This window comes from Hymenobacter sp. ISL-91 (assembly GCF_018613725.1).
Classification (GTDB): Bacteria; Bacteroidota; Bacteroidia; order Cytophagales; family Hymenobacteraceae; genus Hymenobacter.
Window position 1 is genome coordinate 122,049 of sequence record NZ_JAGGPS010000026.1, and the last position, 23,260, is coordinate 145,308.

19 protein-coding genes are annotated in these 23,260 nt (G+C 60.0%); 10 read left to right on the forward strand and 9 right to left on the reverse strand.

Going from position 1 to position 23,260, the window contains the following annotated elements; genetic code table 11:
* The first annotated feature begins 60 nt into the window (after window positions 1-60).
* From J7E24_RS11005 to J7E24_RS11025, 5 genes are all read left to right on the forward strand, one after another.
* Window positions 61-1,344: a DUF2851 family protein gene (locus tag J7E24_RS11005; RefSeq protein ID WP_215138052.1), complete on the forward strand. Its 1,284-nt coding sequence runs from the start codon at window positions 61-63 to the stop codon at window positions 1,342-1,344.
* 86 nt (window positions 1,345-1,430) lie between these two features.
* Window positions 1,431-2,684: a hypothetical protein gene (locus J7E24_RS11010; RefSeq protein WP_215138053.1), complete on the forward strand. Its 1,254-nt coding sequence runs from the start codon at window positions 1,431-1,433 to the stop codon at window positions 2,682-2,684.
* Between the two features lie 147 nt (window positions 2,685-2,831).
* Complete coding sequence (locus J7E24_RS11015) at window positions 2,832-3,464, forward strand: NeuD/PglB/VioB family sugar acetyltransferase (RefSeq protein WP_215138055.1); 633 nt, start codon at window positions 2,832-2,834, stop codon at window positions 3,462-3,464.
* Between the two features lie 213 nt (window positions 3,465-3,677).
* The gene (locus J7E24_RS11020; protein WP_215138057.1) at window positions 3,678-4,625 is read left to right on the forward strand and encodes a rhodanese-related sulfurtransferase; all 948 of its coding nucleotides are present in this window, start codon (window positions 3,678-3,680) and stop codon (window positions 4,623-4,625) included.
* Window positions 4,626-4,890: 265 nt separating this feature from the next.
* Entirely contained in the window at window positions 4,891-5,763 is an 873-nt protein-coding gene (locus J7E24_RS11025; protein WP_215138059.1) for a nucleoside phosphorylase, read from the forward strand.
* 137 nt (window positions 5,764-5,900) lie between these two features.
* Here J7E24_RS11025 and J7E24_RS11030 read toward each other — a convergent pair whose 3' ends face one another.
* Window positions 5,901-6,200, reverse strand: coding sequence for a hypothetical protein (locus J7E24_RS11030; RefSeq protein ID WP_215138061.1), 300 nt, complete (start codon window positions 6,198-6,200; stop codon window positions 5,901-5,903).
* 98 nt (window positions 6,201-6,298) lie between these two features.
* The gene (locus J7E24_RS11035) at window positions 6,299-7,330 is read right to left on the reverse strand and encodes an acyl-CoA reductase (protein ID WP_215138063.1); all 1,032 of its coding nucleotides are present in this window, start codon (window positions 7,328-7,330) and stop codon (window positions 6,299-6,301) included.
* A 203-nt stretch (window positions 7,331-7,533) separates the two neighbouring features.
* Here J7E24_RS11035 and J7E24_RS11040 point away from each other — a divergent pair, with 203 nt between their 5' ends.
* Window positions 7,534-7,887: a 4Fe-4S binding protein gene (locus J7E24_RS11040; protein WP_215138065.1), complete on the forward strand. Its 354-nt coding sequence runs from the start codon at window positions 7,534-7,536 to the stop codon at window positions 7,885-7,887.
* 89 nt (window positions 7,888-7,976) lie between these two features.
* Here the strand turns inward: J7E24_RS11040 and J7E24_RS11045 are convergent, their stop codons facing one another.
* From J7E24_RS11045 to J7E24_RS11055, 3 genes are all read right to left on the reverse strand, one after another.
* Complete coding sequence (locus J7E24_RS11045; protein ID WP_215138066.1) at window positions 7,977-8,363, reverse strand: GxxExxY protein; 387 nt, start codon at window positions 8,361-8,363, stop codon at window positions 7,977-7,979.
* 132 nt (window positions 8,364-8,495) lie between these two features.
* Complete coding sequence (locus J7E24_RS11050; protein ID WP_215138068.1) at window positions 8,496-9,659, reverse strand: N-acetyl sugar amidotransferase; 1,164 nt, start codon at window positions 9,657-9,659, stop codon at window positions 8,496-8,498.
* 50 nt (window positions 9,660-9,709) lie between these two features.
* A complete protein-coding gene (locus J7E24_RS11055) occupies window positions 9,710-10,672 on the reverse strand; it encodes a carbon-nitrogen hydrolase family protein (RefSeq protein ID WP_215138070.1) in 963 nt (320 codons plus the stop codon).
* Window positions 10,673-10,896: 224 nt separating this feature from the next.
* Between J7E24_RS11055 and J7E24_RS11060 the strand changes: the two genes are divergently transcribed.
* The 3 genes from J7E24_RS11060 to J7E24_RS11070 all read left to right on the forward strand — a co-directional run bounded on the left by J7E24_RS11060 (window position 10,897) and on the right by J7E24_RS11070 (window position 18,390).
* Window positions 10,897-13,596 carry a valine--tRNA ligase gene (locus tag J7E24_RS11060; RefSeq protein WP_215138079.1) on the forward strand — a complete coding sequence of 900 codons (2,700 nt, stop codon included), beginning with the start codon at window positions 10,897-10,899 and terminating at the stop codon, window positions 13,594-13,596.
* A gap of 104 nt (window positions 13,597-13,700) precedes the next feature.
* Window positions 13,701-15,743: a S9 family peptidase gene (locus tag J7E24_RS11065; protein ID WP_215138081.1), complete on the forward strand. Its 2,043-nt coding sequence runs from the start codon at window positions 13,701-13,703 to the stop codon at window positions 15,741-15,743.
* 115 nt (window positions 15,744-15,858) lie between these two features.
* The gene (locus tag J7E24_RS11070) at window positions 15,859-18,390 is read left to right on the forward strand and encodes a TonB-dependent receptor domain-containing protein (RefSeq protein WP_215138083.1); all 2,532 of its coding nucleotides are present in this window, start codon (window positions 15,859-15,861) and stop codon (window positions 18,388-18,390) included.
* Between the two features lie 101 nt (window positions 18,391-18,491).
* Here the strand turns inward: J7E24_RS11070 and J7E24_RS11075 are convergent, their stop codons facing one another.
* The 3 genes from J7E24_RS11075 to J7E24_RS11085 form a co-directional block, all read right to left on the reverse strand.
* Complete coding sequence (locus J7E24_RS11075) at window positions 18,492-18,695, reverse strand: hypothetical protein (protein ID WP_215138085.1); 204 nt, start codon at window positions 18,693-18,695, stop codon at window positions 18,492-18,494.
* A 143-nt stretch (window positions 18,696-18,838) separates the two neighbouring features.
* Complete coding sequence (locus tag J7E24_RS11080) at window positions 18,839-20,218, reverse strand: dihydrolipoamide acetyltransferase family protein (RefSeq protein ID WP_215138088.1); 1,380 nt, start codon at window positions 20,216-20,218, stop codon at window positions 18,839-18,841.
* A gap of 276 nt (window positions 20,219-20,494) precedes the next feature.
* The gene (locus tag J7E24_RS11085; protein ID WP_317195649.1) at window positions 20,495-21,826 is read right to left on the reverse strand and encodes a competence/damage-inducible protein A; all 1,332 of its coding nucleotides are present in this window, start codon (window positions 21,824-21,826) and stop codon (window positions 20,495-20,497) included.
* Window positions 21,827-21,944: 118 nt separating this feature from the next.
* Here J7E24_RS11085 and J7E24_RS11090 point away from each other — a divergent pair, with 118 nt between their 5' ends.
* Complete coding sequence (locus J7E24_RS11090; protein WP_215138090.1) at window positions 21,945-22,703, forward strand: DUF4197 domain-containing protein; 759 nt, start codon at window positions 21,945-21,947, stop codon at window positions 22,701-22,703.
* Between the two features lie 168 nt (window positions 22,704-22,871).
* On the opposite strand, the gene J7E24_RS11095 is transcribed toward J7E24_RS11090, so the two are convergent.
* A complete protein-coding gene (locus tag J7E24_RS11095) occupies window positions 22,872-23,231 on the reverse strand; it encodes a hypothetical protein (RefSeq protein WP_215138092.1) in 360 nt (119 codons plus the stop codon).
* Window positions 23,232-23,260 lie beyond the last annotated feature (29 nt).

The window sequence follows — 23,260 nt, forward strand, 5'->3', positions numbered from 1 at the left end:
TTTTACCTACTTTGAATTCTCTTTGAGTCTTGAATGCTAACTTATTAGGCTTGATCCGCTATGCAAGAGGATTTTCTCCATTACATCTGGCAGCACCAGTACTTCGATAAAACCGACCTGCAAACCGACGATGGTCAGCCGATAACCGTGCTGCGGCCCGGCCACCGCAACCCCGATGCCGGCCCCGATTTCTTGCAGGCTCGCCTGAAGATTGGAGAGGTGGAGTGGAACGGGGCCGTGGAAATTCATCTGCGTGCCTCCGACTGGCACCGCCATCAGCACCAGACCGACCCCAAATACGACCAGGTGATATTGCACGTAGTAAATGTAGCCGACGTGCCGGTGCAGCGCACCAACGGCACCGAAATTCCGGTGTTGACGCTGGCGGTACGCCTGCCGGCCGGTGCCCTGGCGGCCTACGAGCAGCTGCGCGGCCAACCGCCCGAAACACTGCTGCCCTGTGCCCCGCTGCTACCCCAGACCTCGGAGTTGACGCGCACCATGATACTGGGCCGCACCCTGCTGGAACGCATGGAGCAGAAGGCCGCCCGCGTAACCGAGCTGCACGAGCGACTGGGCCAGGACTGGGAGGCCACCGCCTGGCACGCGCTGGCGGCGGCCTTTGGCTTTCAGAAAAACGCCGAGCCGCTGGCCCGCCTGGCCAAAGCGCTGCCGCTGGCCCTGCTGCGCCGCTATCGCGCCGACAGTCGCCAATTGGCCGCGCTGGTGTTCGGGCAGGCCGGATTTCTGGACGACGAGCCGCTGGACGACTTTAGCCGCGACCTGCAGACCGAGTTTGGGTTTCTGCGCCACAAGCACAACCTGCATGGCACGGCGCTGGCGGCCCACGAGTGGAACTTCCTGCGGCTGCGGCCGGCCAACTTCCCCACCGTGCGGCTGATTCAGCTGGTGGCCCTGTTGCACGTCCGTCCCACGCTCTTCGACGCCCTGCTCACGGCCCGCGACGGGCGGGCGCTGGAGCAGTTTTTTCGGGCCCCGTTGCCCGACTATTGGCAGAACCACACCCGCCCCGGCCGCCCCGGCAAAGTGGCCGAGCTGGGTCGTAGTAGTGTGCACCTGCTGATAACCAACACCGTAGTGCCTTTGCGCGTGGCCTATGCCCGCTCGGTTGGCAACCCCGAGCAGGTGGAAGCCGCCCTGGCCCTGCTCGACCAGCTACCCGCCGAACGCAACCACCTCACCGACGCCTACGAAGCCGCCGGCTTCCGCCATACCTGCGCCGCCGACTCGCAGGCGCTGCTGGCCCTGCACCGCGACTATTGCACCCCGCGTCGCTGCGTGCACTGCGGTATCGGGGCCAGTTTGCTTCGCCAGAAAGGGTGATCTTCAGGCAACAAGCTGCTATTGGACGTCAGCTTGCGACTTGTGGCTTGCGGCTTGCAACTCAAAGCAAGTAGCTTGCAGCTCAAATGAAGATTATTCTTGCCCTGCTGCTCAATGCCGGCCTGCTGTGGCTGCTGTGGCGGTGGCTGCCCCGGGTGCGGCAGTTGCCCCAGGTGGGCCGCTGGGTGCTGCCCACCCTAGCCCTGAAGCTGCTGGCCACGGCCATTACCCTGGTTGTGCTGACTGAGGATGCCACGTACTTCCTGGATTGGAGCCGGCGCATGACCGACCAGTTGTGGCAGGCTCCCGGCCAGTGGCTGCAGATGCTGCTGACCGACGAATTCCATTGGCAGGGCGCAAAGCTAGTATTCCACGGCTTCTCCAACACGCTTTTCATCATCAAGCTGCTATCAGTACTGAACCTGGGCAGCCTGGGCAGCGGGTGGCTGAACGCGCTATATCTGTCGGTATTTAGCTTTGTGGGTGGCTGGGAGCTGGTGCGGCAGCTGCAGCGGCTGTGGCCCGGGGCAGTGCCGCTGGCGGGTGTGGGCGCTTTCCTGCTCTGGCCCACGGTGGTGTACTGGACTTCGGGCCTGACCAAGGAAAGCCTGCTGGTAGGCAGCAGCGCGCTGGTGCTGGCCGCCGTGCTGCGGCTGGCCTACGGGCCGCCGGTGGGCCGGGCCTGGGTGGTGGTGGGGCTACTGGCCGCCGCGCTGCTGCACTTCAAAATGCGCTATTTCTTCGCCGTAGTGCTGTTTGGAGTGTTGGCCGGATTGGGACTCATTCGGGTTTTCCAGGCAATGCAACTGGCCCGGAAGCGGCTGGTACAGCTGGCGCTGCTGCTAGCGCTGCTGGCTGGCGGCGGTTGGGTGGCCGGCGAGATGAGCACACTTTTCCGGCCCAACAAATTCACCTCCCAGCTCCAGCGCAACTACACCGCCCTGCTGCGCGTTTCCCTCGACCGGCCCCACCTGCGCTACCCCGATCTGCAGCCTACCACCGCAAGCGTGGTTCGTCATGCACCGCTGGCTGCCCTCAACACACTGGCGCGGCCCTGGCCCTGGGAAGGCGACTCGCTACGCTACGTAGCCGCGGGCCTCGAAAACCTGCTGCTGCTGGCACTGCTGGGGGTGGCCCTGGTAGCTGTAGTGCGGGGCCATGCCGGCCGGTTGCCGTTTGCCGTGGTAGCGGCTCTGTTGCTTTACTGCCTGCTGCTGGCCGCGCTGCTGGGCCTCACCACGCCCAACCTGGGCACCCTCAGCCGCTACCGCACCACATTCCTGCCGTTTTTGCTGCTACTGCTGCTGCAAAACGACTATGCGCGCCGTTGGCTCAAATGAGTTGCTGGTTGTTCGTTGTCAGTAGAGGAAGCGTATCATGCTTCCTCTACTGACAACGAACAACCAGCAACTGAATCCGCATCTCGTATCTTTGCTGTTTCGTTCTTAACTCCTCATCGGCCGCCCCGCGGCCGTTTTTTAATAGATATGGAAAACCCCGTAATCATTCTGGGAGCCCAGGTCGTGGGCACTGCCGCCCTCGATGCCTTCCAGAGCAACGACGTAGTGGTGTACTGCTTGCTCGACGACGATGCCGCTCTGCAGGAAACTGAGCTCAACGACGTACCCGTAATGGGCAATACCGACGACAAGGAGCTACTGAAGCTGCTGGGCAAGAAGTGCGAGGTATTTGTGGCTACCGAAGACACGGCCAGCCGCCGCAGCCTTACCAACATGTTGCGCGAAGAGTACAGCGTGGCACCCGTCAATGCTATTCATGCGCGGGCCAGCGTATCGGCTCATGCCTGGCTGGGCCACGGCAACCTCGTGGGCGCCAACGCTGTGGTAACCGGCACCGCCCGCCTCGGCGACGGCTGTATTCTGGGCGCCAACGCTGTGGTCGATGTAAAGGCCGAAGTGGGCGACTACGTCCAGCTGGGAGCCGGGGCCATTCTCAACGCCGGCGTAACAGTAGGCGAGCAGGCCTTTATCGGGGCCGGGGCGGTAATTGTCGCCGGCGTTAGCATTGGGGCGAAAGCCCGCGTAGGGGCCGGCTCGGTGGTGGTGGCCGATGTGGCCGCGGGCCAGACGGTGTTCGGCAATCCGGCAGCTAAAGTTTAATTATGAATTATGAATTATGAATTATGAATTATGAATTATGAATTATGAATTATGAATTATGAATTATGAATTATGAATTATGAATTATCTTTTTCTAACTTCTTGAAAAGCGTTCTTCCGAATTGTGATGATGACTTATGAACGAAGTGCAACTGTCGACTCAGTAACTTCAATTCATAATCCATAATCCATAATTCATAATTCCCAAAGAATTTGGACTACCTCGTTCTACTTTACTACTGCTATACGCCGCTCGAAAACCCCGAGCAATTTCGCGACGAGCACCACCGGCTTTGCCTGCAGCTGAACCTGCTGGGCCGCATCATCGTGGCTCCCGAAGGCCTCAACGGCACCGTGTCGGGCCGCCGGGCAGATTGCGCCGAATACATGCGGCTGGTAAAGGCCGATCCACTCTTCGCCACCCTCGAGTTCAAGGTGGAAGAGGCGCCGGAGCACACTTTCCGTAAGCTGCACGTGCGCGTGAAGCCCGAAATTGTGCATGTGGGCCTGCCCGCCATCCGGCCCTACGAGCGTACCGGCATCCACCTTTCGCCCGAGCAGTTCCGCGACCTGAAGGACCAGCCCGACGTGGTGGTGCTCGATGTGCGCTCTGATTACGAACACCGCCTAGGTCGCTTTAAAAACGCCGTGACGCTCGACATCGAGAACTTCCGCGAATTTCCGGAAAAAGTAGCCGAGTTGGCGCAGTACAAGGACAAGAAAATCCTGACTTACTGCACCGGTGGCATTAAGTGCGAAAAGGCCAGCGCTTTTCTGCTCGACCAGGGCTTCGACAATGTGTACCAGCTCCACGGCGGCATCATCAAGTACGGTCTGGAGGCTGGGGGCGAAGATTTTGAGGGCAAGTGCTACGTCTTCGATGGCCGCGTGGCCGTGGATGTGAATACGGTAAACCCCAGTGTCGTCAGCCAGTGCCAGCACTGCCGCACGCCCTCCGACCGCATGGTGAACTGCGCCAACCCGGAATGCAACGCCCATGTGCCCCTCTGCGAGGCCTGCGCCGAACAGATGGCCGGCGCCTGCTCGCCCACCTGCCAAACCCACCCTGCCAAGCGCCCCTACGACGGCACCGGTACCTACCCCAAGCTCAGCAACCATTACAGCCCCGAACAGGGCCTGGTTTCCTACAAGAGAAGTTAGAGAATCAAAAGAATGTCATGCGCCATCGTACGTCCGCGAAGCTGATGCATCACATTCTTTTAATGAAGCTGTTTACAAAGTCAGAAGAACGTCATGCTGAGCTTGCCGAAGCATCTCTAGCGTTTCGTTGAACGACTGCTACGAAGCGGTAGAGGTGCTTCGGCAAGCTCAGCATAACAGTTCCGCAACCATTGACGGCTTTGTAAACGGCTTCAATTCTCCAAACGGCTTCTTATATACTTCTCAACCGTCCAACTCCCTCCCCATGCCCATCGCCGAATCAGAATTCATTCTCAATAAAGATGGCAGCGTTTATCACCTCAACCTGCTGCCCGACCATATTTCCGACACCATTATCACCGTCGGCGACCCTGAGCGGGTGCCCAGCGTAAGTGAGCATTTCGATTCCATCGAAACCAAGATTCACAAGCGCGAATTCGTGACCCATGTGGGGTACTACAAGGGTAAGCGGATGGCCGTTATCAGCACCGGAATGGGTACCGATAACATTGATATCCTGATGAATGAGCTTGATGCGCTGGTTAATATCGACTTCGTGACCCGCGAGGTGCGGCCCCAGGCCGAGCACATCAGCCTGCGCATTGTGCGGGTGGGCACCAGCGGCTCACTGCAGGCCGATGTGCCGGTGGGTTCGTTGCTGGCCTCCGAGCACGCCGTGGGGCTCGATTCGCTTATGCAGTTTTACCCGCTGGTAGAAACCGGCCTGGAAATAGAAGTGGCCCAGGGCATCCAGCAGGCCCTGCAGTTGCCCTACCGCCCCTACTGCGTGCGCGGCTCCGATCTGCTGCGCGAGCAAATCGGCCACGACATGATTATGGGCAACACGCTCACCTGCCCGGGTTTCTACGGCCCGCAGGGTCGGGTGCTGCGCCTCGATCTGCGCCTGCCCCATCTCATCGAGGCCTACCAGAACTACCGCTACCAGAGCGCTGAGGGTGAGTTCCGGCTCACCAATTTCGAGATGGAAACGGCCGGCTATTATTCGCTGGGCCGCATGCTGGGCCACGAGGTGCTTTCGCTCAACGCCATTGTAGCCAACCGCGCTACCGGCGAGTTTGCTACCAACGCCGACCAGATTGTAGGCGACCTGATCCAGAAAACCCTGGACCGCCTGTAAACAGGTAAGAGTAGAATCCGAGGATCAATCTGGGTATTGTACAACTGCATAACGGCCCAACGCAAAGCCTACTCAAACAACATCTGTTGAATGAGCTTTGCGTTGGGCCGTTAGCGTGTGCGGAGAACTGGTTGGGTTCAGCAAAAATCGAAACCCAGCACGCAGCGCAGAGGCAGGAAGTTGCCGGCTTTGAGCGTGAGGTGGTCGGCGTCGGTAGCCCAAATGGTGGTTTGGACTCGCTTAACAGCCCCATCTGCGGTGCGGAAATAGATGTTGACCTTGCCGTGGTGGGCATTGCCTAGCGTAGTGGCCCGCTCGGCATGGTAGCGTCGGCTCTGCCGGTCGGCAGCAGTAGTCAGCACGTCCTGGGGTGCAAAACGGTACTCACGCAACGACTCTTTGGCAACGGTTTGGGGAACTTGGGCTAGCGTAAGCATAGGGCAGATGTTGGTTTAAGATGAGCCTAATCTACCTTCAGACTTATTAAAATGCAATTAAAAGGCAATTTTTAATATCGATTTAACGGCATAGGCTTTTAGGCTAGGTCTGCCAGAAACGCCATAGTATCTACGCCGTCGGCAAAGTCGTCGAGGGCGGGGTGCTGGGCCTGTCCGAAAGCGAAGGAGCCCGGATACTGGCCGCCACCTGATACAAGGCACTGGGTTTGCGGGGCTGCGTCGGTGAGTTGGTCGACCAGATCTATTTCGGTGGTGTAGGTGCTGTAATGCAGCACCGAAATGGGCGACACAAGCCGGGCACTTTCGGTGAGCAGCAGGAAGCCCGAGTCGAGGTGGGGCACAGCATTTACCAGCAAGATGCTCTTGTTATAGTCGTAGTTGTTTTGGTAGCGGTTGTGCTGCAGCACGTGCTGCCAGGGCTGCAGCGCATCGAGCAGCAGCGGAAAGTTGTAGCCGACGGGCGCGTATACCTTGCTCACGTTGCGGCAGCCCAGGCCATAGTAGCGGAAAATGTCTTCGCCCAGCAAACCCAGCTCGTGGGGCGTTTCGCGGCCCGTGAGCACGGCCAGGCTGGTGCGGTTGCGCCGGATAATGTGGGGCTTCTTGCCGAAATAGTATTCGAAGTAGCGGGCCGTGTTGTCGGAGCCGGTGGCAATGAAGGCATCGGCGGCATTAAGGCGCTCGGCGAGCTGCATGGCATCGGCGAAGCGGGGTTCTAGGGTAGTTAGCTCGCTGAGCATCCAGCGCATGAGTAACGTATCGTCGGAGCTGAGCTTGGCCAGTAGGTGGTGGCCGCTGAGTAGCACGCACAGCGCGTCGTGGAAACCCACCAGCGGAATGTTGCCGGCCATCACCACGCCTACCAGCCGGGGGGCCGGGTCGGGCTCGGGACGGTAGCGGCCGGCCCAGCGGCGCAGGGGTTCCTCGCGCAGCATTTCGGCTATACCTTCCAGGGCAGCCCGCACGTTGGGCGCATCAAACCAAGGATTGTTGTTGCGGGCCCGGATGCAAAGCTCGGTCAACTCATCATTGGTCGGGGGCAGGGAAAGCAGAGCGGTAAGGCGCTGGCCCAGGGCCACGAAAGCGGCCAGGCGGTCGGCGTGGGTCATGGATAGAAAATGGATAGAAAGCTGAGAGGACGAGGGAGAGGGGCAGACGGAGCCGTATAAAAACAAAATCGGTGGCCCGAAATTACATAGCATATACGTAGGGGTGTTCGGCGAATGCCTACTTTTGCCTTTTCGTATCCTGCCTGCGGCTGCTTACGTACCCTATATACCCGATTTTCTCTCCCTTCAAGATTCCCGAGGCTATGGCCATCATGATAACCGACGAGTGCATCAACTGTGGTGCCTGCGAACCGGAATGCCCCAACACCGCTATTTACGAGGGCGGCGCCGCCTGGCGCTGGGCCGACGGCACCACCCTGAAAGACGTGCAGCTCGATGGCGGCCAGACTGTATCGGGCGTTGCGCCCCAAACGCCGGTTTCCGACGAGTACTACTACATCGTATCGGACAAGTGCACCGAGTGCGTGGGTTTCCACGAGGAACCCCAGTGTGCCGCCGTCTGCCCCGTAGACTGCTGCGTAGACGACCCTGACTACCGCGAGTCGCAGGAGAAGCTGGTCGCCAAGCAGCAGTGGCTCCACCAGATCACGAATTAAGATCACGGATTAGCACGGATTTTAGCGGATTTCACGGATTTTGTAGACGGCTCCTGGCAACGGGGGCCGTTTGCTTGTTATTGGTAAAGCTAATGAGGCGGGTTGTGCAGGAAACGTTTGAATTTCAGACTTGCTTCTCCAAAATTCATGAGGAGCGCAACTTCAAGTCGATAAGCTTTTAAGTAATTTATTATTTGGGCGTGGTGAGCCTCGGTTATCTCATTTACTGCCTTCAGTTCGACTAATACATGCTTTTCAACCAGAAAATCGGCTCTTCTCGAACCTATATTCATCTGTTTATAGAAAACCGGCAAGTGGATTTCGCCTTGAAAATTAAGGCCTGCCTGTTTTAGTTCAACCGCTAGACTGCGCTGATAAATTACCTCAGGAAAGCCGCTTCCTAGTTCTGTATGCACTCGCATTGCACAGCCAATTATAACTTTTGTCAGTTCGGTATACCGATTATCGAGCAGCATAATGGCAAACGGTTTTCGTGTAATGCTGTAAAGTAGATAAACTCCGACAGCCAACTATAAACAAACGGCTCCCGTTGCCAGGAGCCGTCTACAAAATCCGTGAAATCCGCTAAAATCCGTGCTAATTCGTGATCAGCTGCCGCAGTTAAAGTACTTGTCGTGCGCTGATTCAGGGATAAGCCGGAATTGGCTGAGTACCTTAATGGGCCAGCGGAGGCGGCGGATGAGGGCGTAGTTGTTGGGGTAGGAGCGGAAGGTGGTGGGCGGCGTAGCCACAATTTGCTCGAAATCCTCGCGGCTCAGGCCCAGGCGCTTGATGCAGAGGTTGATGACCTTTTCATCCTCAATGCTATTGACGTGGCGCACTTTTTCCAGCGCATCCGGGCGGGTCATCTGGCCCGAGCGTACGAGGGCCGAGTAGTTAAACAGCCGCCGGTCGATGTTGAACTTGGTGCGGTTGAGGTAATAAATAACGCTCTGGTACAGGTCGTCGAAATAGTGAGCACCGGGGTTCACCCAGTCGAGCTCCTTCTGGAGCAATTGGTCTACATCGGCGCGCACATAATCGACGTGATAGAGCAGCGTGACGGTCTTGATGCGCCGGATGAAGGCGTAGTAGAACATTTCCTTCACATCGAGATGAAAGCCTGGGTCGGCGGGCTTCCAGGGGCGCAGCGCCACGGTGCCGAACTGCTTGTGCACGGCCTTCAGGTACTTGCCGTCGAGGTAGTTCCAACTCAGCGGCGCAATGCCCTCAGTCCGAAACGACTGGCCAATAACAATACGCTGGATACCTTCCTTGGCGGCCACACCGTAGAGGGCCGTCGCAATTCCTACGTCGGTACCTTCCTCCATGTCGGGCACCGAGGCCTTCAGAAAGGCAATTTTCAGGTCTTTGGATTCGCGCCAGTCGGAGGTGATGGTGCGCATTTCCACGCCCAGCTTGCGGCAGGCCTTGGTCATGTTCTCGCCGGCTATGGGGTTGCCGAAGCCGTCGTTGAAATGCACAGCCAGCGGGCGAAGTCCCAACTTCACCACGCAGTACCAGAGCGTAAACGACGAGTCGCGCCCCCCGCTCACGCCCAGCACGCAATCGTAGCGTTTGCCGCGCCCCAGGCGCTTCATGTCGGCCGTCATGGCCTGTACGTGCCGTTCGCCGGCCGCGCCCAGTGGGCAGGCGCGGTCCATTTTGTCGTGTAGCGCGCAGAAATTACACTCGCCCCGGGCATCGAAATTGATGCCGGGTACGGTGGTATCCATAATACAGCGGTTGCATTGCTGGTAGAGGTCAGCCATTCAAAAGAGGATGTGGATTCGGTGCGAGAAATAATCGGGAGGCCCGGCGGCTACTGGGCGGGGGCGGGCAGCTCATCGAACCGGAAGCCCTTGCGGGCCAGCATCTGCCCGATCTGGGTGCCCTGCTCGGCGCGTACCGGCCGGGGCAGATCGGCCACCACGAGCTGGCCGGCAAACTCGTTGAACACGCCTTGGGCCCGGATGCCGCCCGCATCAACGGCCAGCGAGCAGCCGATACTCTTCTTGCCCTCGTAGGGCCCGCCCACAATGTAGCCCACCGATGTAGTACCCACTACGCTCACGTTATAGAGCTGGGCCAGAATAGAATATGGCTTGATCCACTTCTCGCTGTACGGGTCGTGCTCCTCTGTAATAGAGTAGTCCACCGTCCAGGAAGAAGGGGAGAGAATGAACTCGGCTCCCATGCGGGCCAGTGTATGGCCGATAGCCAGGCCGTCGAGGAAGTTGTCGGCACAGATGTTGACGCCGATTTTGCCCAGTGGCGTATCCACCACGTTCAGCGTTTGGCCCACCGCATAGAAGGGAAACTCAACTTCGAGTAGGTTGATTTTGTGATATTTGCAGATGATGTCGCCCGCCGGATTGATGAGCAGGGCAGTGTTATAGTTGCGGCCGTCGGCAGCGCGCTCGGTGAGGCCGGCGCACACATAGACGCTGTGCTGGCGGGCTGCCTGGCAGAGGCGGTTGGAATACAGGCCGGGAATGGGCTGAGCCTCGCTTAGGGCGCTGGGGTGGGTCCAGGCAAAGTCGAGGGTTTCGGGTAGCAGCACCACCTCGCATCCCTGGGCGGCAGCATCGGCCACCATCTGTTCGGCCCTGACCAGGTTGCGCTCGGGCTCACCGCCTTCTACCAACAGCTGGCCCAGGCCCACGCGCAACGAGCCGGCAAACGAGGGGGCAGTAGCAACGAGGGCAGGGGCAGCCGGTGTAGGAGCCGCCGGCAGCAGCGCAGAGCGGGATACCGAGGGTTTGCGGAGCGAAAAAAAGGCCATAGGCGGGCTGGAGAAATGCGGAAAATGCAGCAATATGGTCCAAACCGGGTTCTGGTTGTAAGCCCCACATTAAATCGTGCTACTGAGGCTTCAAAAATAAACAATGCACACCGATGCAGCAGCGCTGAGGGCTATAAATAATAGTGTGCGGCTGCCCCGTTTCCGGCCCCGGCCCGAAATAGCTACTTTTGCGCCCATATCTGCCCTCGTTTTTACTCCGACCGATGACCATTGCCAAAACCTACACGCCCGCCGACGTTGAAGCCAAATGGTACCAGCGCTGGCAGGAGCAGGGCTTTTTCAAAGCCAAAGCTAACCCCCGCAAGCAGCCGTATTCGGTCGTGATTCCGCCGCCCAACGTAACGGGCGTGCTGCACATGGGCCACATGCTCAACAACACCATTCAGGATGTGCTGGTGCGTCGCGCCCGGATGCAGGGCTTCGAGGCCTGCTGGGTGCCCGGCACCGACCACGCCTCTATTGCCACCGAGGCCAAAGTAGTAGCGTTGCTGAAAGAGCAGGGCATCGAGAAGAAAGACCTCACCCGGGAACAGTTTCTGGAGCACGCCTTCGCCTGGAAAGAGAAGTACGGCGGCATTATTCTCGAGCAGCTCAAGCAGCTGGGCGCCTCCTGCGACTGGGACCGGACCCGCTTCACGATGGAGCCGGCCCTGACCGATGCCGTGCTGCGCACGTTCGTGGACTTGCACCAGAAAGGCCTCATTTACCGCGGGGTGCGGATGGTGAACTGGGACCCGCTGGGCCAGACGGCGTTGTCGGATGAGGAGGTCATTCCGAAAGATGTGATGGCCAAGATGTACCATCTGCGGTATGATTTTTCAACTGATAGCTCAGAGCCTTTAGCTGTTAGCTTTCCGTCGAACGAAGCTAACAGCCAACAGCTCAAAGCTAACAGCTCAATAATTATAGCTACTTCCCGGCCCGAAACCATCATGGCCGACGTGGCGGTGGCCGTGAACCCGAATGACCCGCGGTATCAGCACCTGATTGGCCAGAAGTTGCGGATTCCGCTGCTGGGGCGTGAAATTCCGGTTATTGCCGACGAGTACGTGAGCATTGATTTTGGGACCGGGGCGCTGAAGGTGACGCCGGCCCACGATTTGAACGACTACGAGCTGGGCTTGAAGCACAACCTGCCCGTTATCGACATCCTGAACAACGACGGCACGCTCAACGAGAAAGCGGTGCTGTACGTGGGCCAGGAGCGGTTTGCGGCCCGGCGCAACATTGTGAAGGATTTGGAGGAGGCCGGCCACCTGGTGAAGGTGGAGGAGTACGCCAGCATCGTGCAGACGTCGGAGCGCACCAAGGCCGTAATTGAGCCGCGCCTGAGCATGCAGTGGTTCCTGAAAATGGAGCACCTGGCCAAGCCCGCGCTGGAGGTAGTGGAAAACGATACGGTGCAGCTGCACCCGGCCAAGTTCAAGAACACCTACCGGGTATGGATGGAGAACGTGCGCGACTGGTGCATTTCGCGCCAGCTGTGGTGGGGCCAGCAGATTCCGGCCTACTATCTGCCCGACGGCACGTACGTGGTGGCCCTCACGCCCGACGAAGCGCTGGCCAATGCCCGCCGCCAGACCGGTAACGAGGCCCTGACGGCCGCCGATTTGCGCCAGGACGAGGACGTGCTCGATACCTGGTTTTCGTCGTGGCTGTGGCCGATTTCGGTGTTCGACGGCTTTGCCGACCCTGACAACGCCGATGTCAACTACTTCTACCCCACCAACGACCTGGTAACCGGCCCCGACATCCTGTTTTTCTGGGTGGCCCGCATGATTATGGCCGGCCTGGAATTCCGTAAGGAAGTGCCGTTTAAAAACGTGTACCTGACCGGCATCGTGCGCGATACGCAGGGCCGCAAGATGAGCAAGCAGCTCGGTAACTCGCCCGACCCGCTCGACCTGATTGCCCAGTTCGGGGCCGACGGCGTGCGTACCGGCATGCTGTTCTCGGCCCCGGCCGGCAACGATTTGCTGTATGATGAGAAGCTGGTGGAGCAGGGCCGCAACTTCAGCAACAAGCTCTGGAACGCTTTCCGCCTAAGCAATGGCTGGGAGGTTGATGCCGAGTTGCCCTTCGTGAACGATAAGGCGGTGGAGTGGTTTGGCGCGCGCCTGCAGGCCGCCATAGCCGAGATGGACGAGCACTTCGCCAAGTTCCGGATTTCGGATGCCCTGATGACGGTGTACAAGCTGGTCTGGGATGACTACTGCTCGGTGTATCTGGAAATGGTGAAGCCCGCCTACCAGGCCCCCATTGACCCTGAAACCCTGCGCCACACCACGGCCTACCTCGAAACGCTGCTGCGCCTGCTGCACCCGTTCATGCCGTTTATTACGGAGGAAATCTGGCACGAGCTAAAAGAGCGCGGCCCCAAGGAGTACATATGCGTGGCCGCCTGGCCCAAGCCCCAGCCCGTGGCCGAGGCACCCGCGCTGCTGGCCCGCATGGCCCAGGCGTTGGAAATCGTGGGCGGCGTGCGCACCATCCGCAACCAGAAGGGCCTGGGCCCCAACAAACCCCTGACGCTGGCTGCCAAAACCACCGATGCTGCGCTGCAAACGCTGCTGACGGACTACGCCGGTATCATCCGTAAGCTGGCCGCCCTCACCGATATTTCGGTGGTAGACGCTGCCCCGGCGGCCGCCGTGGGTTTCGTGGCTGGCGGGGCCGAGTTCTTCGTGCCCCTCGAAGGCCAGATTGACCTCGGAGCCGAAAAGGAGCGCCTCACCAAGGAGCTGGAGTATGCCCAGGGCTTCCGCGACTCGGTGGGCAAAAAGCTCAGCAACGAGAGGTTTGTGGCCAACGCCAAGCCCGAGCTGGTAGCGCGCGAGCGGCAGAAGCTGGCCGATGCCGAAGCCCAGATTGCCGCCCTGGAGCAGCAGCTGGCGGGGCTGTAGCGGCGTACGTCCTAGTGTTTGCGCCTGTTGTGCGCCCTATGTAGGGCGCACAACAGGCGCAACGTGCCCCCCAACTTAAAGAGTATCTACCCCATCCTTCCTACATGTCCCAGCCGCCCGTTGCCCTCATCAAGGCCCACGCCCTCGTGTCACCCTTTGGTACCCGTACCGATAACTACTATTGGCTGAACGAGCGTGAAAACCCGGCCGTGCTCGACTACCTGAAAGCTGAAAACGACTACTTCGACCAGCAGATGGCCCCCGCCAAAGACCTGGAGGAGCGGCTGTTTCAGGAAATGAAGGGCCGGATCCGGGAGCAGGATGAGTCGGTGCCCTACCGCGACAATGGCTACTTCTACTACGTGCGTTTCGTGGAAGGGGGCGAATACCCGGTGTATTGCCGGAAGCCGGGCAGCCTGGAGGCGCCGGAGCAGGTGCTGCTCGATGGTAATGAGCTAAGCCAGGGCCACGACTATTACCACATCGGGGGGCTGGAGGTGAGCGACGACAACCGCACGCTGGCGTACTCGGAGGACACCGTAAGCCGCCGCCTGTATACGCTGCGCTTCCGCAACCTGGAAACCGGGGAGCTGTACCCCGAGGCCCTGGCCAACACCAGCGGCAACGCCGTGTGGGCCACCGACAACCAAACGGTTTTCTATACCCGCAAAGACCCCGACACGCTGCTCGACTACCAGCTCTGGCGCCACGCCCTCGGCACCGACCAAGCCGCCGACGAGCTGGTGTACGAGGAAACCGACGCGGCCTTTTATCTGCACGTGCACCGCTCCAAGTCGCGCGAGTACGTTTTTTTGAGCATCGGCAGCACCATGTCGGCGGAGGTGCGCTACCTGCGGGCCGACCAGCCCCGGGGCGAGCTGCAGGTGTTTCTGGCCCGCGAGGACGACCACCTCTACGAAGTCGAGCATTTTGGCCCCGATTTCTACGTGCTTTCCAACGACCACGCGCCTAATTTCCAGCTGCTGAAAACGTCCGTGACCGATACGGCCAAGGCGGCTTGGCAGGTGGTGGTGGCGCACCGCGACGACGTGTTTCTGGAGAATATGGAGCTGTTTCGGGAGTACCTGGTGCTGGGCGAGCGGCAGGAGGGGCTGCTGCGGCTGCGCGTTATCCGCTGGGCCGACGGGCAGGAGCACTACCTGGCCTTTGGTGAGCCCACCTACACAGCCGCCATCAGCATCAACCCCGAGTTCGATACGCCGGTGCTGCGCTACGGCTACACTTCGCTCACCACGCCTACGTCTACCTTCGACTACGACATGGCTACCCGCGCCAAAACGCTGCTCAAGGAGCAGACCGTGCTGGGCGGCTTCCGCAAAGACGATTATACAACGGAGCGCCGGTACGCCCCAGCCGCCGACGGCACGCTGATTCCGCTGTCCATCGTGTATCGTAAGGGCTTTGTGCGCAACGGAAAAGCGCCGCTGCTGCAGTATGCCTACGGCTCGTATGGCCTCTCGATGGATGCCACCTTCAGCTCCAGCCGCCTGAGTTTGCTTGATAGGGGCTTTGCCTACGTCATCTGCCACATTCGGGGTGGGCAGGAGCTGGGCCGGCAGTGGTATGAGGGGGGCAAGAAGCTGACGAAGATGAACACCTTCACCGATTTCACCGACTGCTCGCGGTTTCTGATTGCCGAAAAGTACACGTCGGCTGATACCCTGTTTGCTATGGGCGGCTCGGCCGGTGGGCTACTGATGGGGGCCGTGCTCAACCTGCACCCCGAGCTTTATAAGGGCGTAGTAGCCGCCGTGCCTTTCGTGGACGTGGTAACCACCATGCTCGACGAGAGTATTCCGCTGACGACCGGCGAGTACGACGAGTGGGGCAACCCCAACCAGCAGCAGTTCTACGACTACATGCTTTCCTACTCGCCCTACGACAACGTGCGGGCCCAGGCCTACCCCAACCTGCTCGTAACCACTGGCCTGCACGACTCGCAGGTGCAGTATTTCGAGCCCGCCAAGTGGGTGGCCAAACTGCGCGCCACCAAAACCGACCACAACCTGCTGCTGCTGCACACCGACCTGAGCGCCGGCCACGGCGGGGCCTCGGGCCGCTTCCAGAGCCTGCGCGACACGGCCCGCCACTACGCCTTCTTGCTTATGCTACTGGGCGAGCAGTAGGGGCGAGGGATTTTTATTGCTGACTTTTCCTTGCGCGTGCCACCCACTGCAAAAAGCTGTGTCTCTGGCAATGGCTCCAAAATTCGTGGTGGAGGCCGTTACCTATAGCTCAGAAATGAAAAGAACTTTATTGCTGCTGGCCCTGAGTGGTTCGGCAGTCACGGCGCTGGCTCAGGCCCCGGCCGGCTCAGGTCGGCCCGCCGGTGGGCAAATGCAGGCCGAGGCCGGCAACGGCCGCGTAACCGGCACCGTTATCGATGCCGCTACCAAGCAGCCTGTGCCTTACGCTACGGTGGTGCTCCTGAGCCCCGCTACCGGCAAGGCCGTTGATGGCACTTCGGCCGATGAGAACGGCAAGTTTAGCGTTCCGAGGCTGCGGGCCGGCACCTACACGGTGCAGGTCAGCTTCATCGGCTACAAAAACTTCGAGAAGCCGGGCGTCGTCATCACCGAGGCCGGCAACACCATCAACCTGGGCAGCCTCTCCATCGAAAGCACGGCCCAGGCCCTGAAGGAAGTGGTAGTGGAAGGCCAGCGTGCCCTGATTGAGGAAAAGGTGGACCGCACGGTGTACAACGCCGAAAAGGACGAAACCACCCGCGGCGGCGACGCCACCGATGTACTGCGCCGCGTACCACTGCTCAGCGTCGACCTCGACGGCAACGTAAGCCTGCGCGGCTCCAGCAACATCCGGGTACTCATCAACAACCGCCCCTCCACCATCTCGGCCAGCAGCATCGCCGACGCGCTCAAGCAGATTCCGGCCGACCAGATTAAGAGCGTGGAGGTGATTACCTCGCCCTCGGCCAAGTACGACGCCGAGGGCTCGGGCGGCATCATCAACATCGTTACCAAGCAGAACAACCTGCGCGGCTTCACGCTCGACACGCGCATCAGCGCCGGCTCGCGCAGCAGCAACCTGGGCCTGAGCGCGGCCTACCGCACCGGCAAAATGGGCTTCTCGTTTAATGCCGGGGGCCGTGGCCAGTACAACACGCCCGGCCGCTTCGAGAACGAGCAGCTCATATATCAGTTGCCAGCCAACAACGACCCTGCCAACCGCACGGCTTTCAGCCGCTCGGTGCAGCAGGCCGATACGCGCCAGAACAATGTGTTCGGGCGCTACTCGCTAGGCTGGGACTACGAAATCAACAAGCTCAATTTTGTGGCCGCCTCGGTACAAATCGGTCAGCGCGACGGCACCAACTACCAGGACGATTTGCGCTCGGTCAGAACGTTCTTCACTGCCAAGGGCGATTCGGTAGTCAGTGACCTGCGCGATGTGAAGGTGCTCGATAACTCGATTACACTGGATGCCACGCTCAGCTACACGCGCACCTTCGAGAAGCCGCGCCAGGAGTTTAGCGTGCTGGGCCAGTACAGCCGCAACGTGCGCACCAACAACTTCACCAATGCCATCCGGGAGGGGAATGGAGCAGGTAACTTTATACGCAACATCAACGACAGCTACAACGAAGAGTACACGCTGCAGGTCGACTACGTAACGCCCATCAAGGAAAACCAGCTACTGGAATTCGGGGCCAAAGACATCATTCGCCGCGTAAACAGTGACTATACCACGCTGGAAAACGGGGTGCCTCAGCCGGGCCGGGGGCTTTCGAACGTCTTCACTTACGACCAGAACGTGGCCGCCGCCTACGCCGCCTATACGGCTACTTTGCTGAAGAATTACACCTTCAAGCCCGGCGTCCGCTACGAGTACACGACCATCAACGCCAACTTCGCAGAAGGCGAGGAAGCCTCTATTCCTTCGTACAGCGTACTAGTGCCCAGCCTGAACCTCTCGCGCAAGCTGGCCAACGGCAACCTGGTAAAAGCGGCCTACAACCGCCGGATTCAGCGCCCGTCGCTGCAGTTTCTCAATCCCAACCGGCAGGCCTCCAATCCGTTGCTCCCTACTGTAGGTAACCCCGAGCTGCGCCCCGAGTACACCAACAACTACGAGCTGGCCTATAACACTTTTGTTAAGCAGACCTCGCTTAACTTCTCGGTGTTCGCGCGCAATACGACCGGCTCCATCCAGCCGGTGCGCACGACCATTGGCGACACCATCCTCACGAGCTACGACAATATTGGCACCGAAAACGCCTACGGCGGCAGCCTGAGCGCCAATGTCAATATCAACAAGAAGTTTACTCTCAGCGGCGGCACCGATGTATTCTATGCCGTACTCGACAATAACTCCACCAGGCCCGAGCTGGCCGCCAGCAACTCGGGCTGGGTGGCCAGTGGCCGCCTGATTGCCAGCTACACCTTCGACAACGGCTGGGGCTTTCAGAGCTTTGCCTTTTACCGGGGCCGGCAGGTTCAGCTGCAGGGCTACCAGGGCGGTTTCGGCATTTATAGCCTGAGCGTGAAAAAGGACTTCGCCGAAAAGCGCGGCTCGTTTGGCATCGGCGCCGACAACTTCTTCACGCCCGAGTTCAAAATCCGCAGCCGCGTCGAGTCGCCGGTTCTCGACCAGAACAGCGTGAACGTGCTGCGCCGGGCCGGCGTGCGCGTCAACCTGAGCTACCGCATCGGCAAGCTCACCACCGAGCAGCGCCCCCGCCGCCGCCGTGCCATCAGCAACGACGACCTGAAGGAGGGCGGCAGCAGCACCCCCGACGCCGGCGGCCAGCAGTAAACAACTTATTATTCTGCCTAAACAAGAATCCGGGTCAGGTCATCGAACAATGTCGTTCGATGACCTGACCCGGATTCTTGTTTAGGCAGAACGGCGGGTTTCTACTTCTCCCGCAAACTATCGGGCACGGGGCCGCGCTTGATTTGGCTGAGCTTGTTCTGAAGCTGAAAGGTGACAATCTCGCAGTCCTGGAATTTCTGCTCGGCCCGCTTTAAAGCCGTTTCCGTGTTGGTCAGGCGCTGGTAGAGGAACAGGATGAGGCCGAGCGCAATGAGCAGCGCGACCAGGGGCAGATATTTTTTCATGAGGAAGAGTAACGAGTAAAACGCCAAAGGCCCGCTTGGCCCAGACAGCCGGGCCAACGCTGGGCAAAAGTAAGCCCAGACCACCGAAAAGGCCCCGCCGTATCACCACGGCGGGGCCTTTCACATACTTTCTAAGCCCTAAGCTAGATGCTCGTGTTGGGGTCGAACTGCTCGAGGTAGTCGGCCACGCGGCGCACGAACATGCCGCCCAGCGAGCCGTCGACCACGCGGTGGTCGTAGCTGTGGCTCAGGAACATGAAGTGGCGCACACCAATCAGGTCGCCCTGGGGCGTTTCAATCACGGCCGGCTTCTTCTTGATGGCGCCCACGGCCATGATGGCTACCTGGGGCTGCATGATGATGGGTGTCCCCATCACGTTGCCAAACGAGCCGACATTGGACACAGTGTATGTGCCGCCTTCCAGGTCTTCGGGCTTGAGCTTGTTGGCGCGGGCGCGGTTGGCCAGGTCGTTCATCTTCTTGCTCAGGCCATTGAGGTTGAGCTGGTCGGCGTTGTGAATCACCGGCACGATGAGGTTGCCCGAGGGCAGGGCCACGGCCACGCCAATATTGATGTCGCGCTTCTTGATGATGTAGTCGCCATCAATCGACACGTTGATGAGCGGGAAATCCTGAATGGCGCGGGCAATGGCCTGGATGAAGATAGGCGTGAAAGTGAGGTTTTCGCCCTCGCGCTTCTTGTAGGCATCTTTGTGCTTGTTGCGCCAGTTTACGATGTCGGTCACATCGGCCTCCACGAAGCTCGTTACGTGGGGCGAAATGCGCTTCGAGTCCACCATGCGCTGGGCAATCATCTTGCGCATGCGGTCCATCTCAATCAGCTCCTGCCCACCACTGATGGAGGGCACCGCCTTGTTAGCGGCAGCAGCAGCCTGGGGTTTGGCAGCCGGCGCGGCAGCTGGAGCAGCAGCGGCAACCGGAGCGGCTGCAGCCGGCGCGGCAGGAGTCGGCGCAGCAGCCTGTGGCGTGAGCGGCTGCTTGCCGTTGGCTACGTAGTCAAGGATGTCTTTTTTCGTCACGCGGCCCTCGCTACCCGTACCGGGCAGGTACTCCAGGTCGCTCATGCTGATGCCTTCCTCGCGGGCGATGCTGAGCACCAGGGGCGAGTAGAAGCGGCCGGCCTGGGGCTGGGCCGTGCCAGCGGCCGGAGCCGTTTCGGCGGGCACGTGAGGCACCTGGGTGGCGGCCGTAGCGGCGCCGTTGTCGGAGGCAGCGGCAGCGGCCGGGGCAGCGGCCGGGGCCGAAGCGCCGGCGTTGGCGGCGTCGGTTTCAATCACGGCAATGGGGGCGCCCACGGCTACAACCTGGCCTTCCTCCACCAGTATTTCCTGCAGAATGCCCGCGTGCAGGGCCGGCACTTCGGTATCAACCTTGTCGGTGGCCACTTCCAGCACCGATTCGTCCTGCTCGATGGCGTCGCCTACTTGTTTGAGCCATTTGAGAACGGTGCCTTCCATGATGGATTCGCCCATCTTGGGCATCGTCATTTCCATTCGTGCCATGCGGTCGGGGTAATAATAAAGGTGGGTGGGGTGGGGTATGGTGGTACAAAGGTAACCAGAACTCGCAATGCGGAGAATCGACGGATACGTGAACGGGTAAACGAGTGGCTTGGTGAATAGAGGAACGTCATGCTGAGCGGAGCCGAAGCATCTCTACCGCTTCGTTGCAATGTCTTCGGTTAGTAAGAGGTAGAGATGCTTCGGCTCCGCTCAGCATGACGTTCTTGTTCATCCACTCACTCAGTTACTCACTCACTCACTCACTCACTCACTCACTCACTCACTGCCGCCCGGCAAGCTCAGGCGTAGCAGGTTCAGGGCGGTGGTAGCGGTGAACTCCAGGTTCAGATGGCGGCCCCGGTCGAAGCTGATTTGCTTCGTGACGGTGCGGTGAGCATCGGCGTAGGCCACGCAAATGGTGCCGACGGGCTTTTCGGGGGTGCCGCCGTCGGGGCCGGCAATGCCGCTGGTGGCCAGCGCTACATCCACCCCCAGGCGGTGGCGCAGGCCTTCGGCCATTTCGGCTACTACGGCCTCGCTCACGGCGCCGTGGGCGGCCAGCGTTTCGGCCTGCACGCCCAGCTGCGCCATTTTTAGCGCATTTGAATACGCTACTAGGCTGCCCTGGTAGTAGCGGGAAGCGCCCGGTACGCTGGTGAGGCGGTGGGCCAGCAGGCCGCCGGTGCAGCTTTCGGCCGTGCCTACCGTCAGGCCGCGCTCCATCAGCAGTTGCCCCACAGCCTCTTCCAGCTTTATTTCACCCTCGGCAAAAATGTGGGTGCCGAGCAGGCGGCGCAACTCAGGCAGCAGGGCTTCCATACGGGCCAGCAGATGGGGCTGGCCGTCGTCGTGGCCCGTGAGGCGCAGGCGCACGCCGCCCAGGTAGGGCAGGTAGGCCAGCTTTACGTAGGGGGGCAGCGCCGTTTCCCAGTCCTCAATCTGCTGGGCCAGAAACGACTCCCCCAAGCCCACCGTCTGCACCACGATATGTTCGATGGCGGGCGTCTGGAAGTGGGCGCGCAGGCGCGGCAGCACCTCATGAGTCATCAGGTGCTTCATTTCGTGCGGTACACCGGGCATACTCACGAACACCACGCCGCCGTCTTCAAACCACATGCCGGGCGCGGTACCCACAGCATTGTGCAGTACCTGGCAGTTGGCGGGCACCATGGCTTGCTGGCGGTTAACTTCCAGCATGGGCCGGTTGTAGCGGGCAAAAATACCCTCTACATGGCGCAGCACATTTTCGTCGAGCACCAGCTCGGCACCAAAGTAGCGGGCCAGTACGTGCTTGGTCAAATCGTCTTTGGTGGGGCCCAGGCCGCCGGTCATCAGCACCACGCGGGCCCGCTGCCGGGCCTGGTCGAGGGTAGCCACAATTTCATCGGCCCGGTCCGATACGCTCGTAATCTGGCGCACGCGCAGGCCCAGCTTGCCCAGTTCCTGGCCCATAAAGGCCGAATTCGTGTCGATAACCTGTCCGTAGAGCAGCTCATCGCCAATGGTCATAATCTCAATATCAGGCACCATGCGGAAGGGGAGAGGGAAGTAGTCGGCAGGAAAAAGGCGAAAGGCGACGCCTGGCAGCGCGAAGGTAGCAGACAGCATGCGGCCGGCGCTTAAAGTCCGGGAGAGGGTTCCGGGTTTTGCCGTTTAGCTTTACAGGCTAACTTTAAGTTTGGTCCGGTTTGTGCAAAAACCACAGTGTAACCGCTTCCTTTACGCCATGAGAAACCGTTCCTTCCTTGCACTGCCTCTGCTGTTGCTGGGCCTGCACCTGCCCGCCGCCGCCCAGTTCCGGCTGCCTAAGCTGGGCGAAATTTTCAAGAACCTACCTGCGCAAACCAGCCCTGGTACCACCACTCCGCGTCCGGGTGGGCTGAGCTCCGATGAAGCTGCCCTCGGCCTGAAGGAGGCGCTTACGCTGGGCGTTAGCAAAGGGGCCGACCAGGCCTCGAAAACCGATGGCTTTTACCTGAACCGACTTATTCGTATCCCGTTTCCGCCCGATGCGCAACGCGTAGCTACCACGCTCCGCACGCTGGGCCTGGGCAGCCAGGTAGATAAGTTTGAGCTGACGCTGAACCGCGGAGCCGAGCAGGCCGCCCAAAGTGCCAAGCCCATCTTCCTGACCGCCATCAAAAGCCTCACCTTTAAGGATGTGTGGGGTATCCTGACGGGCGAGAAGGATGCCGCCACCAACTACCTCAAGCGCACCACCACCGCGCAGCTCACTACCGCGTTCCGCCCCATTGTGCAGCGTAGCCTCGATCAGGTGGGCGCCACCAAATACTACACCGACCTGACGACCCGCTACAACCGCATTCCGCTGGTTACGCCCGTCCAGACCGACCTCAACCAGTACGCCACCGGCAAGGCCATCGACGGCCTGTTCACGCTTGTGGCCCAGGAAGAAGCCAACATCCGCGAAAACCCTGTGGCCCGTACCACCGAGCTGCTCCGCCGCGTGTTCGGCCGCGGGTAAAGTGATTGAGTGGGTGAATATGGGAAAAAAGGAACGTCATTCTGAGTGAAGCGAAGAATCTCGCGTGCTGAAGTAATCCTCATGTTGGGAATTACTTTAACACGCGAGATTCTTCGCTTCGCTCAGAATGACGTTCCTTTTTTTAATCACTAAGCCACTAAACCTCTACTAATCGTAGTCGGAGTTGCGGCCGCTGTTGCGGGAGGAGCCGGAGGAACCGTATTCGTCGTTCTCGTCGTCGGAGAAGTCGTTGTCGTCCAGGTCGTCGAGGGAGGTGAACTTGCCGCTGCTTTCAGGGTCGTTGCCGGCTTCGGCCTCGTCGAACTCGTCTTCGCTCATATTGGCCAGATCCAGCGCCTCATCGTGCGAGGAGCCGGTGTCGCGCCACATCAGGTAGTCGGCGTATTTGGCCGCGAGGCGTTCCTCGGCCGAGCCGTGGGTTTTGCTGCCGCCGGTTTTGGCAAAATTGTCCAGGGCATCGTCGTCGCCAAAAAGGTCGTCGTCGTCGAAGTCGTCGTGCTGTGTCATGGCCTTGTGAGGGGCAGGAAAGGGTGAAA

Excerpts from the sequence above, each read along its gene's own strand:
- J7E24_RS11090 (WP_215138090.1), top strand. The coding sequence starts at position 21,945 with ATGAGAAACCGTTCCTTCCTTGCACTGCCTCTGCTGTTGCTGGGCCTG.
- J7E24_RS11095 (WP_215138092.1), bottom strand. The coding sequence starts at position 23,231 with ATGACACAGCACGACGACTTCGACGACGACGACCTTTTTGGCGACGAC.
- J7E24_RS11045 (WP_215138066.1), bottom strand. The coding sequence starts at position 8,363 with ATGCTGCTCGATAATCGGTATACCGAACTGACAAAAGTTATAATTGGC.
- J7E24_RS11005 (WP_215138052.1), top strand. The coding sequence starts at position 61 with ATGCAAGAGGATTTTCTCCATTACATCTGGCAGCACCAGTACTTCGAT.
- J7E24_RS11035 (WP_215138063.1), bottom strand. The coding sequence starts at position 7,330 with ATGACCCACGCCGACCGCCTGGCCGCTTTCGTGGCCCTGGGCCAGCGC.
- J7E24_RS11065 (WP_215138081.1), top strand. The coding sequence starts at position 13,701 with ATGTCCCAGCCGCCCGTTGCCCTCATCAAGGCCCACGCCCTCGTGTCA.
- J7E24_RS11075 (WP_215138085.1), bottom strand. The coding sequence starts at position 18,695 with ATGAAAAAATATCTGCCCCTGGTCGCGCTGCTCATTGCGCTCGGCCTC.
- J7E24_RS11050 (WP_215138068.1), bottom strand. The coding sequence starts at position 9,659 with ATGGCTGACCTCTACCAGCAATGCAACCGCTGTATTATGGATACCACC.
- J7E24_RS11015 (WP_215138055.1), top strand. The coding sequence starts at position 2,832 with ATGGAAAACCCCGTAATCATTCTGGGAGCCCAGGTCGTGGGCACTGCC.
- J7E24_RS11025 (WP_215138059.1), top strand. The coding sequence starts at position 4,891 with ATGCCCATCGCCGAATCAGAATTCATTCTCAATAAAGATGGCAGCGTT.
- J7E24_RS11085 (WP_317195649.1), bottom strand. The coding sequence starts at position 21,826 with ATGCTGTCTGCTACCTTCGCGCTGCCAGGCGTCGCCTTTCGCCTTTTT.
- J7E24_RS11060 (WP_215138079.1), top strand. The coding sequence starts at position 10,897 with ATGACCATTGCCAAAACCTACACGCCCGCCGACGTTGAAGCCAAATGG.
- J7E24_RS11070 (WP_215138083.1), top strand. The coding sequence starts at position 15,859 with ATGAAAAGAACTTTATTGCTGCTGGCCCTGAGTGGTTCGGCAGTCACG.
- J7E24_RS11030 (WP_215138061.1), bottom strand. The coding sequence starts at position 6,200 with ATGCTTACGCTAGCCCAAGTTCCCCAAACCGTTGCCAAAGAGTCGTTG.
- J7E24_RS11080 (WP_215138088.1), bottom strand. The coding sequence starts at position 20,218 with ATGGCACGAATGGAAATGACGATGCCCAAGATGGGCGAATCCATCATG.
- J7E24_RS11040 (WP_215138065.1), top strand. The coding sequence starts at position 7,534 with ATGGCCATCATGATAACCGACGAGTGCATCAACTGTGGTGCCTGCGAA.
- J7E24_RS11055 (WP_215138070.1), bottom strand. The coding sequence starts at position 10,672 with ATGGCCTTTTTTTCGCTCCGCAAACCCTCGGTATCCCGCTCTGCGCTG.
- J7E24_RS11010 (WP_215138053.1), top strand. The coding sequence starts at position 1,431 with ATGAAGATTATTCTTGCCCTGCTGCTCAATGCCGGCCTGCTGTGGCTG.